General features: G+C 65.5%; 19 protein-coding genes. 9 read left to right on the top strand and 10 right to left on the bottom strand.

Features of this window, described 5'->3' with window-relative positions; genetic code table 11:
* The first annotated feature begins 12 nt into the window (after positions 1-12).
* Together ACFPTO_RS06895 and ACFPTO_RS06890 are read left to right on the top strand one after the other, a co-directional pair.
* On the top strand, positions 13-1,494 hold the full coding sequence (locus tag ACFPTO_RS06895; protein ID WP_377710350.1) for a sigma-54 dependent transcriptional regulator: 1,482 nt from the start codon (positions 13-15) through the stop codon (positions 1,492-1,494).
* Positions 1,495-1,587: 93 nt separating this feature from the next.
* Entirely contained in the window at positions 1,588-2,085 is a 498-nt protein-coding gene (locus ACFPTO_RS06890) for a dihydrofolate reductase (protein WP_293046523.1), read from the top strand.
* A gap of 112 nt (positions 2,086-2,197) precedes the next feature.
* On the opposite strand, the gene pmbA is transcribed toward ACFPTO_RS06890, so the two are convergent.
* A complete protein-coding gene (pmbA, locus tag ACFPTO_RS06885; RefSeq protein ID WP_296655667.1) occupies positions 2,198-3,568 on the bottom strand; it encodes a metalloprotease PmbA in 1,371 nt (456 codons plus the stop codon).
* 154 nt (positions 3,569-3,722) lie between these two features.
* Between pmbA and yjgA the strand changes: the two genes are divergently transcribed.
* Together yjgA and mog are read left to right on the top strand one after the other, a co-directional pair.
* Entirely contained in the window at positions 3,723-4,328 is a 606-nt protein-coding gene (gene yjgA / locus ACFPTO_RS06880) for a ribosome biogenesis factor YjgA (protein WP_377710349.1), read from the top strand.
* A complete protein-coding gene (gene mog / locus ACFPTO_RS06875) occupies positions 4,315-4,938 on the top strand; it encodes a molybdopterin adenylyltransferase (protein WP_377710348.1) in 624 nt (207 codons plus the stop codon). The genes yjgA and mog overlap by 14 nt, the downstream gene beginning before the upstream one ends.
* Positions 4,939-5,028: 90 nt before the next feature.
* Here mog and orn read toward each other — a convergent pair whose 3' ends face one another.
* Positions 5,029-5,670 carry an oligoribonuclease gene (gene orn / locus ACFPTO_RS06870; RefSeq protein WP_377710347.1) on the bottom strand — a complete coding sequence of 214 codons (642 nt, stop codon included), beginning with the start codon at positions 5,668-5,670 and terminating at the stop codon, positions 5,029-5,031.
* Positions 5,671-5,778: 108 nt separating this feature from the next.
* Here orn and ACFPTO_RS06865 point away from each other — a divergent pair, with 108 nt between their 5' ends.
* From ACFPTO_RS06865 to ACFPTO_RS06855, 3 genes are read left to right on the top strand one after another with little or no spacing between them, the layout of a single operon-like run.
* Positions 5,779-7,041 (top strand): M48 family metallopeptidase, encoded by a 1,263-nt coding sequence (locus ACFPTO_RS06865; protein WP_377710559.1) that lies wholly within the window; start codon positions 5,779-5,781, stop codon positions 7,039-7,041.
* The gene (gene rsgA, locus ACFPTO_RS06860) at positions 7,038-8,009 is read left to right on the top strand and encodes a ribosome small subunit-dependent GTPase A (protein WP_377710346.1); all 972 of its coding nucleotides are present in this window, start codon (positions 7,038-7,040) and stop codon (positions 8,007-8,009) included. Before ACFPTO_RS06865 ends, rsgA begins: the two co-directional genes overlap by 4 nt.
* Before the next feature lie 13 nt (positions 8,010-8,022).
* Positions 8,023-8,346: a putative signal transducing protein gene (locus ACFPTO_RS06855; protein WP_296655651.1), complete on the top strand. Its 324-nt coding sequence runs from the start codon at positions 8,023-8,025 to the stop codon at positions 8,344-8,346.
* An 81-nt stretch (positions 8,347-8,427) separates the two neighbouring features.
* On the opposite strand, the gene ACFPTO_RS06850 is transcribed toward ACFPTO_RS06855, so the two are convergent.
* From ACFPTO_RS06850 to rpsP, 6 genes are all read right to left on the bottom strand, one after another.
* Positions 8,428-9,366, bottom strand: a complete 939-nt coding sequence (locus ACFPTO_RS06850; protein WP_377710345.1) for a CobD/CbiB family protein — start codon at positions 9,364-9,366, stop codon at positions 8,428-8,430.
* 135 nt (positions 9,367-9,501) lie between these two features.
* Entirely contained in the window at positions 9,502-10,191 is a 690-nt protein-coding gene (locus tag ACFPTO_RS06845; RefSeq protein WP_377710343.1) for a CoA pyrophosphatase, read from the bottom strand.
* A 168-nt stretch (positions 10,192-10,359) separates the two neighbouring features.
* On the bottom strand, positions 10,360-10,755 hold the full coding sequence (gene rplS / locus ACFPTO_RS06840; RefSeq protein WP_377710341.1) for a 50S ribosomal protein L19: 396 nt from the start codon (positions 10,753-10,755) through the stop codon (positions 10,360-10,362).
* A gap of 149 nt (positions 10,756-10,904) precedes the next feature.
* Complete coding sequence (gene trmD, locus ACFPTO_RS06835) at positions 10,905-11,672, bottom strand: tRNA (guanosine(37)-N1)-methyltransferase TrmD (RefSeq protein ID WP_377710339.1); 768 nt, start codon at positions 11,670-11,672, stop codon at positions 10,905-10,907.
* 70 nt (positions 11,673-11,742) lie between these two features.
* The gene (rimM, locus tag ACFPTO_RS06830) at positions 11,743-12,504 is read right to left on the bottom strand and encodes a ribosome maturation factor RimM (protein ID WP_377710338.1); all 762 of its coding nucleotides are present in this window, start codon (positions 12,502-12,504) and stop codon (positions 11,743-11,745) included.
* A 141-nt stretch (positions 12,505-12,645) separates the two neighbouring features.
* Positions 12,646-12,900, bottom strand: a complete 255-nt coding sequence (gene rpsP, locus ACFPTO_RS06825; protein ID WP_293034524.1) for a 30S ribosomal protein S16 — start codon at positions 12,898-12,900, stop codon at positions 12,646-12,648.
* A gap of 336 nt (positions 12,901-13,236) precedes the next feature.
* On the opposite strand from rpsP, the gene ACFPTO_RS06820 reads away from it, so the two are divergent.
* Together ACFPTO_RS06820 and ACFPTO_RS06815 are read left to right on the top strand one after the other, a co-directional pair.
* On the top strand, positions 13,237-14,355 hold the full coding sequence (locus tag ACFPTO_RS06820; RefSeq protein WP_377710337.1) for a PQQ-dependent sugar dehydrogenase: 1,119 nt from the start codon (positions 13,237-13,239) through the stop codon (positions 14,353-14,355).
* Positions 14,356-14,473: 118 nt separating this feature from the next.
* Positions 14,474-14,938, top strand: a complete 465-nt coding sequence (locus ACFPTO_RS06815) for an NINE protein (RefSeq protein ID WP_377710336.1) — start codon at positions 14,474-14,476, stop codon at positions 14,936-14,938.
* Between the two features lie 56 nt (positions 14,939-14,994).
* Here the strand turns inward: ACFPTO_RS06815 and ACFPTO_RS06810 are convergent, their stop codons facing one another.
* Both ACFPTO_RS06810 and ACFPTO_RS06805 read right to left on the bottom strand, forming a co-directional pair.
* Positions 14,995-16,137: a PA0069 family radical SAM protein gene (locus tag ACFPTO_RS06810; RefSeq protein ID WP_377710335.1), complete on the bottom strand. Its 1,143-nt coding sequence runs from the start codon at positions 16,135-16,137 to the stop codon at positions 14,995-14,997.
* Between the two features lie 132 nt (positions 16,138-16,269).
* Positions 16,270-16,758, bottom strand: a complete 489-nt coding sequence (locus tag ACFPTO_RS06805; RefSeq protein ID WP_377710333.1) for an Lrp/AsnC ligand binding domain-containing protein — start codon at positions 16,756-16,758, stop codon at positions 16,270-16,272.
* Positions 16,759-16,809: the final 51 nt, after the last annotated feature.

Here is a 16,809-nt window from a genome sequence, read left to right as displayed (position 1 = left end):
TTCAGCGCCACCGTGACGCCTCTCGCAGGCGCAGGCCAGCGGCCTGCTCTCGCGAGGCCGCCCGATGTGCCCGGCGCTGCGCACGAGACCGGCGAGCCCGCTTCGAAATCCGATGCGGGGTTCGAGGCGAAGTCCGTGCGCACGCTGATCTATCTCGCCCGCACGCCCGACGCGGCGCTCTCGGCCTACCTGAAAAGCCGCGGCTGGGAACTGGCGACGGCGCGCACCGCCCACGAGGCTTCGCGGCTCGTGAAGCCCGAATCCGCGTACGCGGGTCTCATCGATCTGACCGGCTTCGCGCTGCGCGACTGCGCGGGGCTCGAAGCAGCGCTGCGGCTGCAGCAAGTCGGCTGGATCACGCTCACCGATTCGGCGCACCTCGTCAATCCCGACGTGCGCCGGCTGATCCGCCACTTCTGCTTCGACTTCGTGCATCTGCCGGTGACGGACGCGACGCTCGACTACCTCGTGACACACGCGTACGGCATGGTGTCGCTCTGCGACCTCGATGCGCCAGCGGCCACGGTCCAGGACGAAGACGAAATGGTGGGCACCTGCGAAGCGATGCAGCAGCTCTTTCGCACGATCCGCAAGGTCGCGGGCACCGATGCGACCGTGTTCATCTCGGGCGAGTCGGGCACCGGCAAGGAACTCACGGCGCTCGCGATCCACGAGCGCTCGTCGCGCCGCAAGGCGCAGTTCATGCCAATCAACTGCGGGGCGATTCCGCATCACCTTCTGCAATCCGAACTGTTCGGCTACGAGCGCGGCGCGTTCACGGGCGCGAACCAGCGCAAGATCGGGCGCGTCGAGGCGGCCAACGGCGGCACGCTTTTTCTCGACGAAATCGGCGACCTGCCGATGGAAAGCCAGGCGAGCCTGCTGCGCTTTCTCCAGGAAGGCAAGATCGAGCGCCTCGGCGGCCACGAGCAGATTCCGGTGGACGTCCGCATCATCTCGGCGACGCACGTCGATCTCGAAACCGCGATGCACACCGGCGGCTTCCGCGCCGACCTCTTTCACAGGCTGTGCGTGCTGCGCGTGGACGAGCCGCCGCTGCGCGCGCGCGGCAAGGACATCGAAATCCTCGCGCATCACATCCTGCACAAGTTCAAGATGGACAGCGCGCGCAAGATCCGCGGTTTTGCGCCCGACGCGATCGAGGCGATGTACAACTACAACTGGCCAGGTAACGTGCGCGAGCTGATCAACCGCGTGCGGCGCGCAATCGTGATGGCCGAGAGCAAGCTGATCACCGCTGACGATCTCGACCTCGCGCACTTCACCGCACAGCAGACCGTGACACTCTCGCAAGCGCGCGAATCGGCCGAGAAGCGCGCGATCGAGGCCGCGCTCCTGCGTCATCGCCATCGCCTCGCGGAAGCTGCCGCGGATCTCGGCATCTCGCGCGTGACGCTGTACCGTCTGATGGGCACGCATGGCCTGCGCGACGAAAAAACGATCTTTGGCGGCGAGGCCGAAAACGAGCCGTAGTGTCCAAGGCAAGGTCCGGGGCGAGCGCCCGAGAGAGGCAAAGCCGCGCTCGGGTAAAATCGGGGCGATGTTCCCAACCCTCCGCTCCACTCGATGACAACCCTCACGGTAATCGTCGCGCGCGCCCGCAACGGCGTGATCGGCCGCGACAACGAACTGCCCTGGCGGCTGCCCGAAGATCTCGCCTTCTTCAAACGGACCACGATGGGCGCGCCCATCGTCATGGGCCGCAAGACGCACGAATCGATCGGCCGCGCGCTGCCCGGGCGGCGCAACATCGTCGTCACGCGCGACGGCTCGAAGCGCTTTCCCGGCTGCGACACGGTAACGAGCCTCGAAGCGGCGCTCGCGCTCGCGGCGCAGGACGAAGCGCCCGAGGCTTTCCTGATCGGCGGCGCGCAGCTTTACGCAGACGGGCTCGCGCTTGCTCACAAGCTCGTGGTCACCGAAATCGCCGCCGACTTCAAGGGCGATGCGAGTTTCCCCGCACCCGATCCCGCGCTGTGGCGCGAAACGTCGCGCGAAACGCTGCACGCCAATCCGCCCAACGATTTCGACTTCGCGTTCGTGACTTACGAACGCCGCGACTGAAGTACGCCTCGTAAGCACACGCGACGCACAAACAAAAACGGCACGCTAATGAAAGCGTGCCGTTTGCGTTGATTCAGGCCGAATTCAGGCCGAGTTCAGGCTTAAAACCGCGTTACTGCCCCGCGACCGTCATCCGCTCGATCAGCACCGAGCCGGTTTGCCGGGTGCCGCGCGCGAGCGTATCCGCGCCCACGGCGACGATATGGTGGAACATCTCCTGCAGCGTCGAAGCCACGGTGATCTCTTCGACGGGATACTGGATCTTGCCGTTCTCGACCCAGAAGCCCGACGCGCCGCGCGAATAGTCGCCCGTCACGAAGTTCACGCCCTGCCCCATGAGTTCGGTCAGCAGCAGACCAGTGCCGAGCTTCCTGAGCATTTCCTCGAAGTCGTCGCCGGGCTCGGTGAGCGAGCTCTTCAACTGCAGGTTATGCGAGCCGCCCGCGTTGCCGGTGGTTTGCATGCCGAGCTTGCGTGCCGAATACGAGGACAGGAAATAGCCCTGCACGATGCCGTCCTTCACGACTTCGCGGCGATGCGTGCGCACGCCCTCTTCGTCGAACGGTGCGCTGCCCGCTGCGCGCGCCACGTGCGGATCCTCGACGATCTGGATATGCGGCGCGAAGACCTGCGTGCCGAGGCTGTCGACGAGGAACGAGGTCTTGCGATAGAGCGCGCCGCCGCTCGTCGCCTGCACGAACGCGCCGAGCAGCCCGGCCGCGAGCGGCGCCTCGAACAGCACCGGCACCTTGCGCGTATCGAGGCCGCGCGCGTTCAGGCGCGACAGCGCGCGCTCGGCGGCGTAGCGGCCGACGGCTTCGGGCGAAGCCAGCTCGCTTGCGCTGCGCCGCGACGTGTACCAGTCGTCGCGCTGCATGTGGCGGCCTTCGCCCGCGATCGGCGCGCACGAAACGTAGTGGCGCGAATACGGATAGCCGTGCAGGAAGCCGCCCGTCGTGCCGAGCACGAACTGCGAGTGCTGCGCGGAAACGCTCGCGCCTTCCGAGTTCTTCACGCGCGGATCGGTGGCGAACGCGGCGTCTTCGGCGCGGCGCGCGATCTCGACGGCTTCCTCCGCCGAAAGATTCCACGGGTGATAGAGATCGAGGTCGCGCGGCGACGTTTCGAGCAGATCGCGCTCGGCGAGGCCTGCGCAGTCGTCGTCGGCGGTGAAGCGCGCGATGTTGTACGCGGCCGCGACCGTGTCCTTGAGCGCCTGCGGCGAGAAGTCCGAGGTGCTCGCATTACCGCGCTTGTTGCCGATATAGACGGTCACGCCGACCATCTTGTCGCGGTTGTGCTCGATGGTCTCGACTTCACCGCGCCGCACGGAGACGGACAGCCCGTCGCCTTCGGAAATTTCCGTCGCCGCGTCGCTCGCACCGAGCGCCTTCGCGTGACGAAGGATGTCCGACGCGATCTCCTTCAGTTCGTCCTGGGTGTGCGGGAAAAAGCGCTGCCGGGCTTCGATGTCTGCTGCCATTGTCGTTACTGTCCGGTTCTGGGCCCATGAATGACCGGGGCCCGCTGGTGTCGTGTGTCGGTTGATTCGGCGCCCTTGGCGCATCCCGCGATCATAGCAAGGTATCCGGTTCTCCACCGCAGTCGGGCCGCCCCGGCACGCTACAATACCGCCCATGAAACGCAAAACCCGCATTCAACCGATAAACGACGCTGCCGCCGAGGTCGACGACAACGGATACGACCGCCCGAGCAAGTCGCAGATCAAGCGCGAGATGGAAGCGCTCCAGGAACTGGGCGAGGCGCTCGTCGAGCTGCCGAAAGACGCGCTCAAGCGCATGCCGATGACCGAAGATCTCGCGGACGCCGTCCACGAGGCGCGCCGCATTACCGATCACGAAGGCAAGCGCCGCCAGCTCCAGTACGTGGGCCGCATGATGCGCGGCCTGACCGAAGCCGAAACGGCTGCGCTGCGCACCGCGCTCGACGAGCACCGCGGCGTGAACAAGGCCGCCACGGCGCGCCTGCACTGGATCGAGCGCACGCGCGACAAGCTACTCGCCGACGACGCCGCGCTCACCGACTTCATCCGCCAGCATCCCGCCGCCGATCCGCAGGAAGGCCGCACGCTGATCCGCAACGTGCGCCGCGAGCAGCAGCAAGGCCGTCCGCCGAAGTACTTCCGCGAACTGTTCCAGTGGATCAAGACGGCGAGCGGCGCGGCCGAAGGCGACGAGGAAGACCACGACGCACAAGAGGAAGCCGGCGATGACGAAGCCTGAGCGCAACCATCCGGACGAACTGGTGATCGGCCTCGTGTCGGTCAGCGACCGCGCGAGCGCGGGCGTCTACGAGGACAAGGGGATTCCGTCGCTGATGGAATGGCTCGGCGCGGTGCTGAAGTCGCCCTGGCGAGCCGAAACGCGCCTGATCCAGGACGACGCCGCAACCATCTCGGCGACGCTCACGGCGCTCGTGGACGGCCTGGGCTGCGACCTCGTCCTGACGACGGGCGGCACGGGCCCGGCGCGCCGCGACGTGACGCCCGAGGCGACGCTCGCGGTCGCGACGAAGGAAATGCCGGGATTCGGCGAGCAGATGCGCCAGATCAGTCTGAATTTCGTGCCGACGGCGATCCTGTCACGCCAGGTGGCCGTGATCCGCGAGACCGGGGACCACGCGGCGCTGATCGTCAACCTGCCGGGTCAGCCGAAGTCGATCAAGGAAACGCTGGAAGGTCTGCGCGACGAAACCGGCGCGGTGAAAGTGCCGGGTATCTTCGCGGCGGTGCCGTACTGCATCGATCTGATCGGCGGCCCGTATGTCGAAACCGATCCGAAAGTCGTCACGGCATTCCGCCCGAAGAGCGCGCAGCGCGCGCCGCGCGCGTAACTTGCCCCGCGTGCATAACGTGCATAACGTGTGTAAGGGGCGTGAATCGCGCCTGACTGCAATGCGCCGGGCGAGCCCGGCGCGGCACGCTCACTTCGCCACGCCGGCCGCCGGTTCGCCTTCCGGCGCCACGCTCGACGCAGCGGGCACGAGGAAATGCTCGCGGTAGTACTTGAGTTCGTCGATCGACTCGTGGATGTCGGCGAGCGCCGTATGCATCGCGCGCTTCTGGAAGCCCTTGTAGATCGCGGGCTGCCAGCGGCGGCACAGCTCCTTGAGCGTGCTCACGTCGAGATTGCGGTAGTGGAAGAAGCGCTCGAGCGTCGGCATCCAGCGCGCCATGAAGCGGCGGTCCTGACAGATCGAGTTGCCACACATCGGCGACTTGCCCGGCGGCACGTATTGCGACAGGAACGCGAGAATCTGCTCAGTGGCGCTCTCCTCGGTCACCGTCGAGGCGCGCACGCGCTCGATCAGGCCCGAGCGGCCGTGCGTATTGCGGTTCCACTCGTCCATGCGGTCGAGATCGGCCGGGCTCTGATGGATCGCCAGTACCGGGCCTTCCACCACCTTGTCGAGCGTCGAATTCGTCACCACCACTGCGATTTCGATGATCCGGTCGTTGTCGGGATCGAGTCCCGTCATCTCCATGTCGAGCCAGATCAGGTTCATGTCGGTGCGTTCGATGAGTGTTGCCTGGCCGTTCGACGTGGCGGAATTTGTATCTGTCATGAGTTGCAACCCGGATCGGTAAAGACGCGGATGCGCGAGGATGGGTGGCGCAGCCGACTAGAACATATAATTGTCGCATAGATACCACGGATCCCCCGGATGCCCAATATGTCTCCTGCGCTGATCTTCAGTGCCCTCTTCGTGATCGCAGTGGTCGCCATGGTCGCGACCAAACTCTGGCTCGCTTCCCGCCAGGTGCGCTTCGTTGCCGCCCACCGCGGCGCAGTGCCCGCGCAGTTCTCGGCCACGATCCCGCTCTCCGCCCACCAGCGCGCCGCCGACTACACGATCACGCGCACGCGGCTCGGCGTGCTCGAAATCCTGCTCTCCGCCATAGTGCTGATCGTGCTGACGCTGCTCGGCGGCGTGCAGGCGCTCGATTTCGGCATCTCGGGCTGGCTCGGCCGCAGTTATATCGGGCAGATGGCGCTCGTCGCCGCGGTGCTCGCCGTTAGCGGCATCGTCGATTTGCCGCTCGACTATTACCGGCAGTTCGTGATCGAAGAGCGCTTCGGCTTTAACCGCATGACGAAGCGCATGTTCTTCGTCGACCGCATCAAAGGTCTCCTGATCGGCGCGGTCTTCGGCATTCCGCTTCTCTTCGTCGTGCTGTGGCTCATGCAGCAGGCGGGCAGCCTCTGGTGGCTGTGGACGTGGGTCGTCTGGGTCGCGTTCCAGATGCTCGTGCTCGTGCTCTATCCGAGCCTCATCGCGCCGCTCTTCAACAAGTTCGAGCCGCTCAAGGACGAAGCGCTGCGCGCGCGCATCGAAGCGCTGATGCAGCGCTGCGGCTTCGCCGCCAAGGGTCTGTTCGTGATGGACGGCAGCCGCCGTTCGGCACACGGCAACGCCTACTTCACGGGCTTCGGCGCGGCCAAGCGCATCGTGTTCTTCGACACGCTGCTCGAACGCCTGTCAGGCAGCGAGATCGAGGCCGTGCTCGCGCACGAACTCGGGCACTTCAAGCGCCGCCACGTCGTCAAGCGCATGGCCGTGACATTCGCGATCAGCCTCGCGCTGCTCGCGCTGCTCGGGTGGCTGTCGCAGCGCGTGTGGTTCTACGAAGGGCTTGGCGTGCGGCCGTCGCTGCTCGGCGGCAACGAAGCGCTTGCGCTCGTGCTGTTCTTCCTCGCCGTGCCGGTGTTCCTGTTCTTCGTGACGCCGCTCGGCAGCCTCAGCTCGCGCAAGCACGAATTCGAAGCCGATGCCTTCGCCGCGACGCAAACCGACGCCCAGAACCTCGTCAACGCGCTCGTGAAGCTTTACGAGGACAACGCGTCGACGCTGACGCCCGATCCCGTCTACACCGCGTTCTACTACTCGCACCCGCCCGCCTCGCAGCGGATCGACCGGCTGCTCGCGCACGCATGAACCGGCGCGTCTCGAAGGGCAGCGCAGGCAGCACCGGCAACACGAATCGCACGGCCGGCAGCACGCTGCACGGGCTCGTGATCGCAGCGCACGGCCGCCACTATCTCGTCGCGCCCGAGGACGGCGGCGCGCCGCTCCAGTGCTTCCCACGCGGCAAGAAAAGCGAGGTGGCCGTGGGCGACCGCGTCGAGTACCAGTCGACCTCGGCCGACCAGGGCGTGATCGTCACGATCGGCGCGCGGCGCAACCTGCTCTACCGCTCCGACCAGTACAAGTCGAAGCTCTTTGCCGCGAACCTCGACCAGTTGCTGATCGTGCTCGCCACGGAGCCGCACTTCAGCGAGGATCTGCTGGGCCGCGCGCTCGTGGCCGCCGAAGCCAACGATCTCAAGCCGCTGATCGTGTTGAACAAGATCGACGTGGAAGCCGCGCTGCCGCGCGCGCGCACGCGGCTCGAACGCTATCGGGCGCTCGGCTACACGGTGCTCGAAGTCTCCGTGAAAGGCCAGCCGGAAGCGGCGCACGCGACGCTCGCCGAGCATCTGCACGGCCACGCGACGATCCTGCTCGGACAGTCGGGCATGGGCAAGTCGACGCTCGTGAACCTGCTGATCCCCGACGCCGAGGCGGCCACGCGCGAGATTTCGACGGCGCTCAATAGCGGCCGCCACACGACGACGTTCACGCGCCTCTACAAGCTGCCGGATGACGGAGCAGCTAGCGATGGCGCACTGATCGATTCGCCGGGGTTCCAGGAGTTCGGCCTCTACCACCTGACCGAAGGCCGGCTCGAGCGCGCGTTCCCCGAGTTCAGGCCGTTGCTCGCGCACTGCCGCTTCTACAACTGCCATCACCTGCACGAGCCGGGCTGCGCGGTGCTCGAAGCAGTCGAGGACGGCAGCGTCGCGCCGGAACGCCAGGCGCTCTACGCGCAACTGATGCACGAGATCAGCCAGATCGTGCGCTGAGCGGGCCAATACCATGCTCAAGCTCGTACGCGCCCCGAACCTGCTGATCGCCCAGCACTGGATGAACATCCTTGAAACGGCGGGTGTGCCGTGCGAGCTGCACAACCGCTACCTGAGCGGCGCGATGGGCGAGATTCCCGCCGAGCAGTGCGCGCCGGAAATCTGGCTCGTCGACGAACGCGACGAGACGCTCGCGCTTCGCCTCATCGACGAAGCGAAGAGCGGACCGCCCGCGGGCGCGCCTTCCTGGCGTTGCCCGCGCTGCGGCGAAACGCTGGAGGCTCAGTTCACGGTCTGCTGGCAGTGCGGACGGGAGCGCGACGTGCGCGACGAATGACGGCACAGAATCGCGACACATCATGCAAACGGCCCGCTCGAAGCGGGCCGTTTGCATGTAAAGGCTAGAAAACGACGAAGCTCAGAACCACAGGGCGATCGTGACCATGAGCAGCAGGATCATCCACAGAATCACGGCGCGCCACACGAGGCCGACAGCCGACTGGAGCGTGCGCGGCGTGCAGTCGTCGCCGACCGTGTACGGACCGCCCTCGCCCGGCGTGGCGAGCTCGTCGAGGCTGGACGGCTCGGCAAGCGGCCCCGACAGGCGCGCGCCCAGCGCACCGCTACCCGCCGCGAGCAATACGCCTTCGTTGGTATCGGGCCACTGGTTCGCGTGATTGCGCCAGGCGTAGATCGCATCTTCAAAATTGCCGACGATCGCAAAGCCGAGCGACGTGAGGCGCGCAGGCACCCAGTCGATCACGAAGAACAATTGCTGTGCGACGTGCGAGAACGGCTCGCTGCGCTCGCCGGTGGGGCGCGACCACTCGCGCGCGAGATATTCGGCAATGCGGTACAGCACGGCGCCAGCCGGGCCGATCGGCACGAGAAACCAGAAGAACACGCCGAAGACGTGCCGGTGCGACGCCACCACCGCATGGATCAGCGTGTGGCGCACGATCTCGCTCGCGGGCATGTCGACGGTGTCCATGCCGGTCCACTCCTGCAGCACTTCGCGGGCGTGCGGCAGGTCGTCGTTGTTGAGCGCGAGGTGAATATCGGTGAAATAGTGGCTGAACTGCCGGAAGCCGAGCGTGAGGTACACCACCACCACGTTCCACAGGAACGCCAGCACGAAGCTGATGTGATAGAGCACGTAGTAGACGAGCGCCGTGACGAGCGTCCAGGGCAGCACGACGGCAAGCCAGGCGATCAGACCGTGCTTCGGCTTGCCGGCGTCGAAGCCGCGCGCCGCCCATTCCGCATTGAGGCGCACGAGACCCATGATGGGGTTATTCGGCGAAAGCGCCCGCATCTGTTCGACGATGAGAGCGAGCAATACGGAGAAGAAGGTCATGCGACGCGCCGTGCAATTCGTGGTTGTAAAGTTGGTTGTAACAATATCACAGGGCCAGATGTGCCTGAGCGCGGGAGGCAAACCTACAACACTCCGGCGCAAATGCGCTGTAGTGTTTGCACGCACGGCACCGCGTCAGGCCAGCAGAAAGCGGTAGAAGTTGCGCAGCATGCCCGCCGTCGCACCCCAGATAAAATGCGGCGCGCGTATGCCGCTCGCATCCGCGCCGGAATACGGCATGGCGAAAAAACGGCGCTCGCCGCCCGCCCAGCGCAGCACGCGTACCTGATGATGCGCGGGATCCATGAGGAAGCTGAGCGGCACTTCGAAGATCTCCGCCACTTCGAGCGCGTCGGCGGCAAGACTGAACGGCTCGTGCACGAGGCCGACCACGGGCGTCACGCGAAAACCCGTGCCGGTCAGATAGTCGGGCAGCGCGCCGAGCACTTCGACCCGCGCCGGGTCGAGATTCACTTCCTCATGCGCCTCGCGCAGCGCGGCGGCAATCGGGGTGGGATCGGCGGGTTCGAGACTGCCGCCCGGAAAGCTCACCTGGCCCGCATGGTTGCTCAGGTGATCGGCGCGCTGCGTGAGCAGCACCGTCACCCCCGACGCGCGCATCGCGAGCGGAACCAGCACCGCAGCCCGGCGCGGATCGCGCACGTCGTACAGCGCGGCCTCCTGCGGCTCGGGATCCCACGGCAGGCTCTGTTCGAAGCGCGCGCGCAATCCCGGTGGCGTGAGCCGCTCGGCGGCCACGAGCGGCAGCCTGGCGCCGGTCGATTCGATCGGCAAGCTTTCAGGTTCAAAAACTGGGCGAATCAACGGTTCTCTCGAAATACACGCACCCCTGGTGCGAATGATCCGCACGTTCCTGCCGCTGGTGGCCATTGGCGGCCGTCGGCAAGGTGGCGGAGCGAACTGTCCTGCACGGCGAATATTTTGCGTCGAAAACGAAAAAAGCACCCCGGAGGGTGCTTTTTCTTACAGCTTTTACGCTTGCCCGACCGGAGCGGCTGCGCGGTCTTTCGACACCAGCTTTTCCTTGATGCGAGCCTTCTTGCCCGACAGGTTGCGCAGGTAGTAGAGCTTCGCGCGACGCACGTCGCCACGACGCTTCACAACGATGCTGGCCAAGAGCGGCGAGTACGTCTGGAACGTACGCTCGACGCCTTCGCCCGACGAGATCTTGCGCACGATGAACGACGAGTTCAGGCCGCGGTTACGCTTCGCGATCACGACGCCTTCGTATGCCTGAACGCGCTTGCGGTTACCTTCAACCACGTTCACGTTGACGATCACCGTATCGCCGGGGGCGAATTCGGGGATGGTCTTCTCGCCCAGCACGCGCTGGATTTCTTCCTGTTCGAGTTTTTCAATCAGGTTCATGGATACACTCCAAAAGCCATCTTGTCGGCGTTCGCACCTGTGCCGGATTCCGGCAGCCACGGCCCCGATAGAGGATGGGTTCACAACTGGCGCCGTTCACGCATGAAGCGGCACCGCCTGGGCGCCTCGCGGCGCGCCCGTCCGGAGCATTACGCTCCGCCCGTACCTTTCGCGAGACTAGCAAGCCATGCCTCATCGGCACGGCTCAGCATCTTGTTCTTTCTGGCCCGCTCGATCAGATCGGGCCGCTTGTTCCACGTATTGCGCAGCGCCTCACGGCGGCGCCACTGCTCGATTTCCGCATGATGGCCGCCGAGCAGCACATCGGGCACGCGCACGCCGTCGTATTCCTCGGGGCGCGTGTAATGCGGACAGTCGAGCAGACCGTCGACAAAGCTGTCCTGCACCGCCGACTGCGCATCGTTGAGCACACCCGGCAACTGCCGTACGACGGCATCCATCAGCGCCATCGCGGGCAATTCGCCGCCCGACAGCACGAAGTCGCCGAGACTTACTTCCTCGTCGACGCAACGGTCGACCAGACGCTGGTCGATCGCTTCATAACGGCCGCACAGCAGCACGAGCCCGGGTTCGGCCGCGAACTCCATCACACGCTCGTGCGTGAGGCGCGCGCCTTGCGGCGACATCAGCAGCACGCGCGGCGCGGGCAAGCCCGCCTGCGCCTGCGCGGCTTTCGCCGCGCCGATCGCCTCTTCCAGCGGCTTCGCCAGCATCACCATGCCGGGGCCGCCGCCGTACGGACGATCGTCGATCGTGCGGTAGTTATCGGTCGTGAAATCGCGCGGATTCCACGTGCGCAGACCATAACGCGCCTGCTTCGCCGCCCGGCTGGTGATGCCCCAGTCGGTCAGCGCGCGGAACATCTCGGGAAAGAGCGTCACGACATCGAACTGCATCGCCCTCTCCAGTCAGCGAAATGTGTACAAAAAATGCGTACGAAGCAACGGCGCGGGCTCAGTTGCGGAATCAGTAATCGGCTTCCCAGTCGACGACGATTCGCTTCGCCGTCAGGTCCACCGTCTTGATGAACGCGCCAACAAACGGAATCAGCCGCTCGCCGGTGGCCGGTTTGCCGTCCTTGCCCGTCGACGGATATTCGATGCGCAACACCGACTGCGCACCGTTGTCGATCAGGTCGGCGACCTTGCCGAGTTCGACGCCCGCCTCGTTGGCGACGTCGAGACCCATCAGATCGACCCAGTAATACTCGTCGGCTGCGGGAGCGGGGAATTCGGCGCGGCTCACGTAGACGCGGGAACCGCGCAGCAGCATCGCGGCGTCGCGGTCGGCTACGCCCGCCAGCTGCCCGACGACGCTGTCGCCGTGCACTTTCGCGGCAACACGCGCCGACGACTGCCGCTCGCGGCCCTTGACGAGCCACCAGCGCTTCGCCGAGAGCAACGCGCCGCCGCCCTGCGCGTGCGGTGCGACTTTCACCCAGCCCTTGAGACCGTAGGCATCGACCACGGCGCCCACTTCGAGCGCGTCCGCCGGAAAGCTCGCCTCGGTTTCGGGGCGCAGGCCTTCAGCCACCGCTGCCGCAGCTTTGCCGTTCGCACCTGCCGCGCTTTCGCGCACAGGCTTGCGCACGAACGCGCCGAAGGACGGCGCAGCGCGGCGCCCGGCCTCATCGGCTGCGCCCTGGCGCGGCTTGTCGACCGCGTTGTCGGCCGCTTTGTCAGGTGATTTATCAGCGGTTGGTGCGTCCGCTTTTGCGTCGTCATGCATCGGCGAACCTCACAACCCACTCACTTGGCAAAGCCTGCGGCAAAATCCGCTGCAAAACCGCTGTAAACTCAACACGCACGCGCGGCTCATGCTGCGCGTGCGTGCGTAAAACCAGTCGACAAAAAGACACGAACGCTGCAATTAAGCAGCAACCGTTGCCTTTTGCGATTCCTTCACGAGACGCTCGACGGCCGGCGACAGTTGTGCGCCCACGCCTTGCCAGTACGTCACGCGGTCTTGCGCGATGCGAAGCGTTTCACCCTTGGTCGCGACCGGGTTGTAGAAGCCCACGCGCTCGATGAAACGGCCGTCGCGGCGATTGCGCGAGTCGGTTGCGACGATGTTGTAGAAAGGGCGCTTCTTCGAGCCGCCGCGTGCCAGACGGATGATGACCATACTAGAATCCTTGAAAACCGGGGTTCGGAACCACTGAAACCGGCGATTATATCCCGAAACCGAAGCCATAACAAACACTTAACTGGGAAAACCAAGCGGGAGAGTGCGATGAATGGCAGTCGACCACGGACGGATTGCCGCTGCGAGCGGGCTCTCACGGCGCTGCTGCGGCTCGTTGTGCGCTTTGGGCCAGTTGTGCGAGTTGTTGTGCGACGGCGACGCGATGCCGGAACGCGGCGGGATGTTCGTTCCCCGGTTCGTTCCCCGTCTGCTGGCCAGGCCGGTCGGACCCGCGCAGCCCTGCGCGAGACAGACCCGGCCATTCTGACACGCCACGTGGGCACCGCTGCGCTTTTTCCGGCCCTTGCAGCCCTCCTCGCCCTGACGGCGCCACTCGTACACGCCGCACTGCCAATCGAGCGCATCGCGCTGCCGCCGGGCTTTCACATCGAAGTGCTCTCCGACGACGTCCCCGCAGCCCGCGAAATGACGCTTTCGCCGAACGGCATCCTCTATGTCGGCAGCCTGGACAGCCATGTCTACGCCCTCGAACTGCGCGACGGCAAGCTCGCGCGGCGCCATGTGATTGCGTCGGGGCTGCCGATGCCGGTCGGCGTGGCGTGGCGCGACGGCTCGCTCTACGTTTCCGCCGTTTCGTCGATCCTGCGCCTCGACGCAATCGACACCCATCTCGACGATCCGCCAAAACCCGTCGTCGTGACGGACGCCCTGCCTGCGGCGTACCACCACGGCTGGAAATTCATCGCGTTCGGACCGGACGGCAAGCTCTACGTGCCGCAAGGCGCGCCGTGCAACGTCTGCCTCCCCGCGAACGATCCGCAGCGTACGCGTTACGCGATGATCGGCCGCATGGACCCGGACGGCAGCCACTACGAGACGATTGCGCGCGGCGTACGCAACTCGGTCGGCTTCGCGTGGCATCCGCGGACGCACGAACTGTGGTTCACCGACAACGGCCGCGATCGGATGGGCGACGACATCCCCGACGACAAGCTCAACCGCCTCTCACGCACCGGTCTCGATTTCGGCTTCCCCTACTGCCACGGCGGCAATATCGCCGATCCCGAGTTCGGGGCGGGTCATCCGTGCAGCAACTTCACGCCGCCGGTCGCGAAGCTCGGCGCGCACGTGGCGTCGCTCGGCATGCGCTTCTATACCGGCACGATGTTCCCACCCGATTATCGCGACAGTATCTTCATCGCCGAACACGGCTCGTGGAACCGCAGCAAGAAAGTCGGTTACCGCGTCGTGCGGATCACGGCAAACGTCGACGGCACGAACGCGCGCGAGCAAGTGTTCGCGCACGGCTGGCTCAACGCCGACGAAACCGAATGGGGCCGCCCCGACGATGTACTGCCGCTGCCCGACGGCTCGCTCCTCATCAGCGACGACTATGCGGGCGCGATCTATCGCGTGACCTATACGAAGCCGTAAGCGGACGGCGGCGGCACGCCGGGCACGGCCCCGCCGTAACTTGCGCGCACCGTCACGGGTGCGACGTACAATCCCCAATTGTCCGCGCCGCCCACGGCGCCAACGACTCCGCCCGCCCATGTCCAACGAAAACAATCCCGCACGCTTTCGCTCCAGGACGTTCACCGCCGCGCTCGCGTGCTTCCTCGGCAGCTTCGGCGCGCACCGCTTCTATCTATACGGCCCGCGCGACGTCTGGGGCTGGGCGCATGTCATCGGCACGCTGATCGGCATCCCCGGCGTCCTGCTGCTTGCCGCCACCGCGCGCGCCTCGCTTCCCGGCTGGGCGCTCGCCGTGATCGGCGCGGTATCCGTACTCTCGGCATTTCTGGCGGCCATCGTCTATGGCCTGCGCCCCGACGAGAAATGGGACGCGCAGTTCAATGCGCAGACCGGCCGCAAAAGCCGCTCGGGCTGGACCGTCGTCCTAATCGTGATTTTTTCGCTCATGATCGGCGCGTTCCTGCTTATGACGGGCCTCGCCCTCTCGTTCCAGACGTACTTCGAATCGCAGGTCGAAGCCGCCAAGGCGATTTCGCAGTAACGCACGCCAACACGCGCCAACACACGCCAACAGTTGCCAACACGCGGACGCACGCGCTAGAACAGATCGAGCTGCGGCTTCTCGCGCGCAGACTTCGCGCCGACGAATGCCGACATGTCGAGGATGCCGTGTTGCCGCTCGTTCAGCCCGAGGCGCTTCACGGCCTGGCGAAAGCGCTGCTTGAGCAGATCGGACCAGAGCCCGGTGCCCTTCATGCGTTGCGAGAACGACGCGTCGTAGTCCTTGCCGCCGCGCATGTCGCGCACGCGGTTCATCACACGCCCGGCGCGCTGCGGAAAATGCGCGGCGAGCCATTGCTGGAACAGCGGCGCGACTTCCCACGGCAGACGCAGCACGATGTAGCTCGCGCTCGTCGCACCCGCCTCGGCACAGGCTTCGAGCACCCGTTCCATATCGGGCTCGGTGACGAACGGAATCACCGGCGCGATGCTCACGCCGACCGGAATCCCCGCCTCGGCCAAAGTACGGATCGTGCGCAGACGCCGCGCGGGCGCTGCGGCACGTGGCTCCAGCGTGCGGGCGATCCCGGCGTCGAGCGTCGTGATCGTGATCGCCGCCATGAATTGCCGCCGCTGCGCCATCGGCACGAGCAGGTCGAGATCGCGCTCGATCAGCGACGACTTCGTGATCGCCGCGAACGGATGCTGCCGTTCGGCCAGCACCTCGATCACGCCGCGCGTGATGCGCAAGTCGCGCTCGACGGGCTGCCACGCGTCGGTGTTGACGCCGAGCGCGATGGGTTCGGGTTCGTAGGACGGCTTCGATAGCTCGCGCACGAGCAGTTCGCGCGCGTTGACCTTCGCGTAGATGCGGCTTTCGAAGTCGAGCCCCGGCGACAGCCCCAGATAGCTGTGCGTGGGCCGGGCAAAGCAGTAGATGCAGCCGTGCTCGCAGCCGCGATAGGGATTGAGCGACACGTTGAACGGCAGATCCGGCGACTGGTTGCGCGTGAGGATGGTTTTCGCCCGCTCCTCGAAGACCTGCGTAAAGAGCGCTGGCGCGCCGTCATGCGGGTCGTCCGAAGACGGCTGCCAGCCGTCGTCGAACACCTCGCGCCGATCCGCTTCGTAGCGCCCCTGGAGGTTCGAGACCGCGCCGCGCCCTTTCCTCGGCGCGGGCGGCGCGACGGGTTGCCATGCGTCGGGATCGTCGTGGCGATCGTGGTCGGGGTTATTCACGGGGAAAATTCGAAACAAAAAAAAGCGGCCATGTACTGTATAAATATACAGTACATGGCCGCTTTGTCGAGCCCGAAAAAGAGGCGCCTTTCCCGTCCCGAAACCCGATGCGCCGGAGCCGCCGGAGCGCCTTTACTCGGGGACGGCGATCATCAACGTCTCCTTGATCTCTTCCATCACGACGTAGCTCTTCGACTGCACGGCGCCGGGCAACTGCAACAGGATGTCGCCGAGCAGCTTCCGGTAGTCGGCCATTTCGCCGATGCGCGCCTTGATCAGATAGTCGAAGTCGCCCGAGACCAGATGGCATTCGAGCACCTCGGGGATCTGCTGCACCTCGCGGCGGAATTTCTCGAACATGTTGCCGCTTTTATGGTCGAGCGTGATCTCGACGAACACCAGCAGCGCCGCGCCCAGCACCGCCGGATTCACGCGCGCGTAGTAGCCCGTGATGACGCCATCGCGCTCCATGCGCTTGACCCGTTCGATGCAGGGCGTCACCGAGAGTCCGACCTGCTCGGCGAGGTCCTTCATGGCCATGCGGCCGTCCTCCTGGAGCAGCTTGAGGATGCGGTGATCGAGCCGGTCGAGCGCGCGGACCGGTTGGCGCTGCGTTCTCATGTTTTTTTCCTGAATATCTCAAAAATACAATAACAAAATCTAGACATCAAA

This window comes from Paraburkholderia denitrificans, assembly GCF_042655705.1.
Classification (GTDB): Bacteria; Pseudomonadota; Gammaproteobacteria; order Burkholderiales; family Burkholderiaceae; genus Paraburkholderia; species Paraburkholderia denitrificans.
This window is presented reverse-complemented; position numbering and strand designations above follow the sequence as displayed.

Bases quoted from the DNA above. Each gene is read 5' to 3' on its own strand.
- ACFPTO_RS06890 (WP_293046523.1), top strand. From the start codon at position 1,588: ATGACAACCCTCACGGTAATCGTCGCGCGCGCCCGCAACGGCGTGATC.
- pmbA (WP_296655667.1), bottom strand. From the start codon at position 3,568: ATGGCAGCAGACATCGAAGCCCGGCAGCGCTTTTTCCCGCACACCCAG.
- yjgA (WP_377710349.1), top strand. From the start codon at position 3,723: ATGAAACGCAAAACCCGCATTCAACCGATAAACGACGCTGCCGCCGAG.
- mog (WP_377710348.1), top strand. From the start codon at position 4,315: ATGACGAAGCCTGAGCGCAACCATCCGGACGAACTGGTGATCGGCCTC.
- orn (WP_377710347.1), bottom strand. From the start codon at position 5,670: ATGACAGATACAAATTCCGCCACGTCGAACGGCCAGGCAACACTCATC.
- ACFPTO_RS06865 (WP_377710559.1), top strand. From the start codon at position 5,779: ATGTCTCCTGCGCTGATCTTCAGTGCCCTCTTCGTGATCGCAGTGGTC.
- rsgA (WP_377710346.1), top strand. From the start codon at position 7,038: ATGAACCGGCGCGTCTCGAAGGGCAGCGCAGGCAGCACCGGCAACACG.
- ACFPTO_RS06855 (WP_296655651.1), top strand. From the start codon at position 8,023: ATGCTCAAGCTCGTACGCGCCCCGAACCTGCTGATCGCCCAGCACTGG.
- ACFPTO_RS06850 (WP_377710345.1), bottom strand. From the start codon at position 9,366: ATGACCTTCTTCTCCGTATTGCTCGCTCTCATCGTCGAACAGATGCGG.
- rplS (WP_377710341.1), bottom strand. From the start codon at position 10,755: ATGAACCTGATTGAAAAACTCGAACAGGAAGAAATCCAGCGCGTGCTG.
- trmD (WP_377710339.1), bottom strand. From the start codon at position 11,672: ATGCAGTTCGATGTCGTGACGCTCTTTCCCGAGATGTTCCGCGCGCTG.
- rimM (WP_377710338.1), bottom strand. From the start codon at position 12,504: ATGCATGACGACGCAAAAGCGGACGCACCAACCGCTGATAAATCACCT.
- rpsP (WP_293034524.1), bottom strand. From the start codon at position 12,900: ATGGTCATCATCCGTCTGGCACGCGGCGGCTCGAAGAAGCGCCCTTTC.
- ACFPTO_RS06815 (WP_377710336.1), top strand. From the start codon at position 14,474: ATGTCCAACGAAAACAATCCCGCACGCTTTCGCTCCAGGACGTTCACC.
- ACFPTO_RS06805 (WP_377710333.1), bottom strand. From the start codon at position 16,758: ATGAGAACGCAGCGCCAACCGGTCCGCGCGCTCGACCGGCTCGATCAC.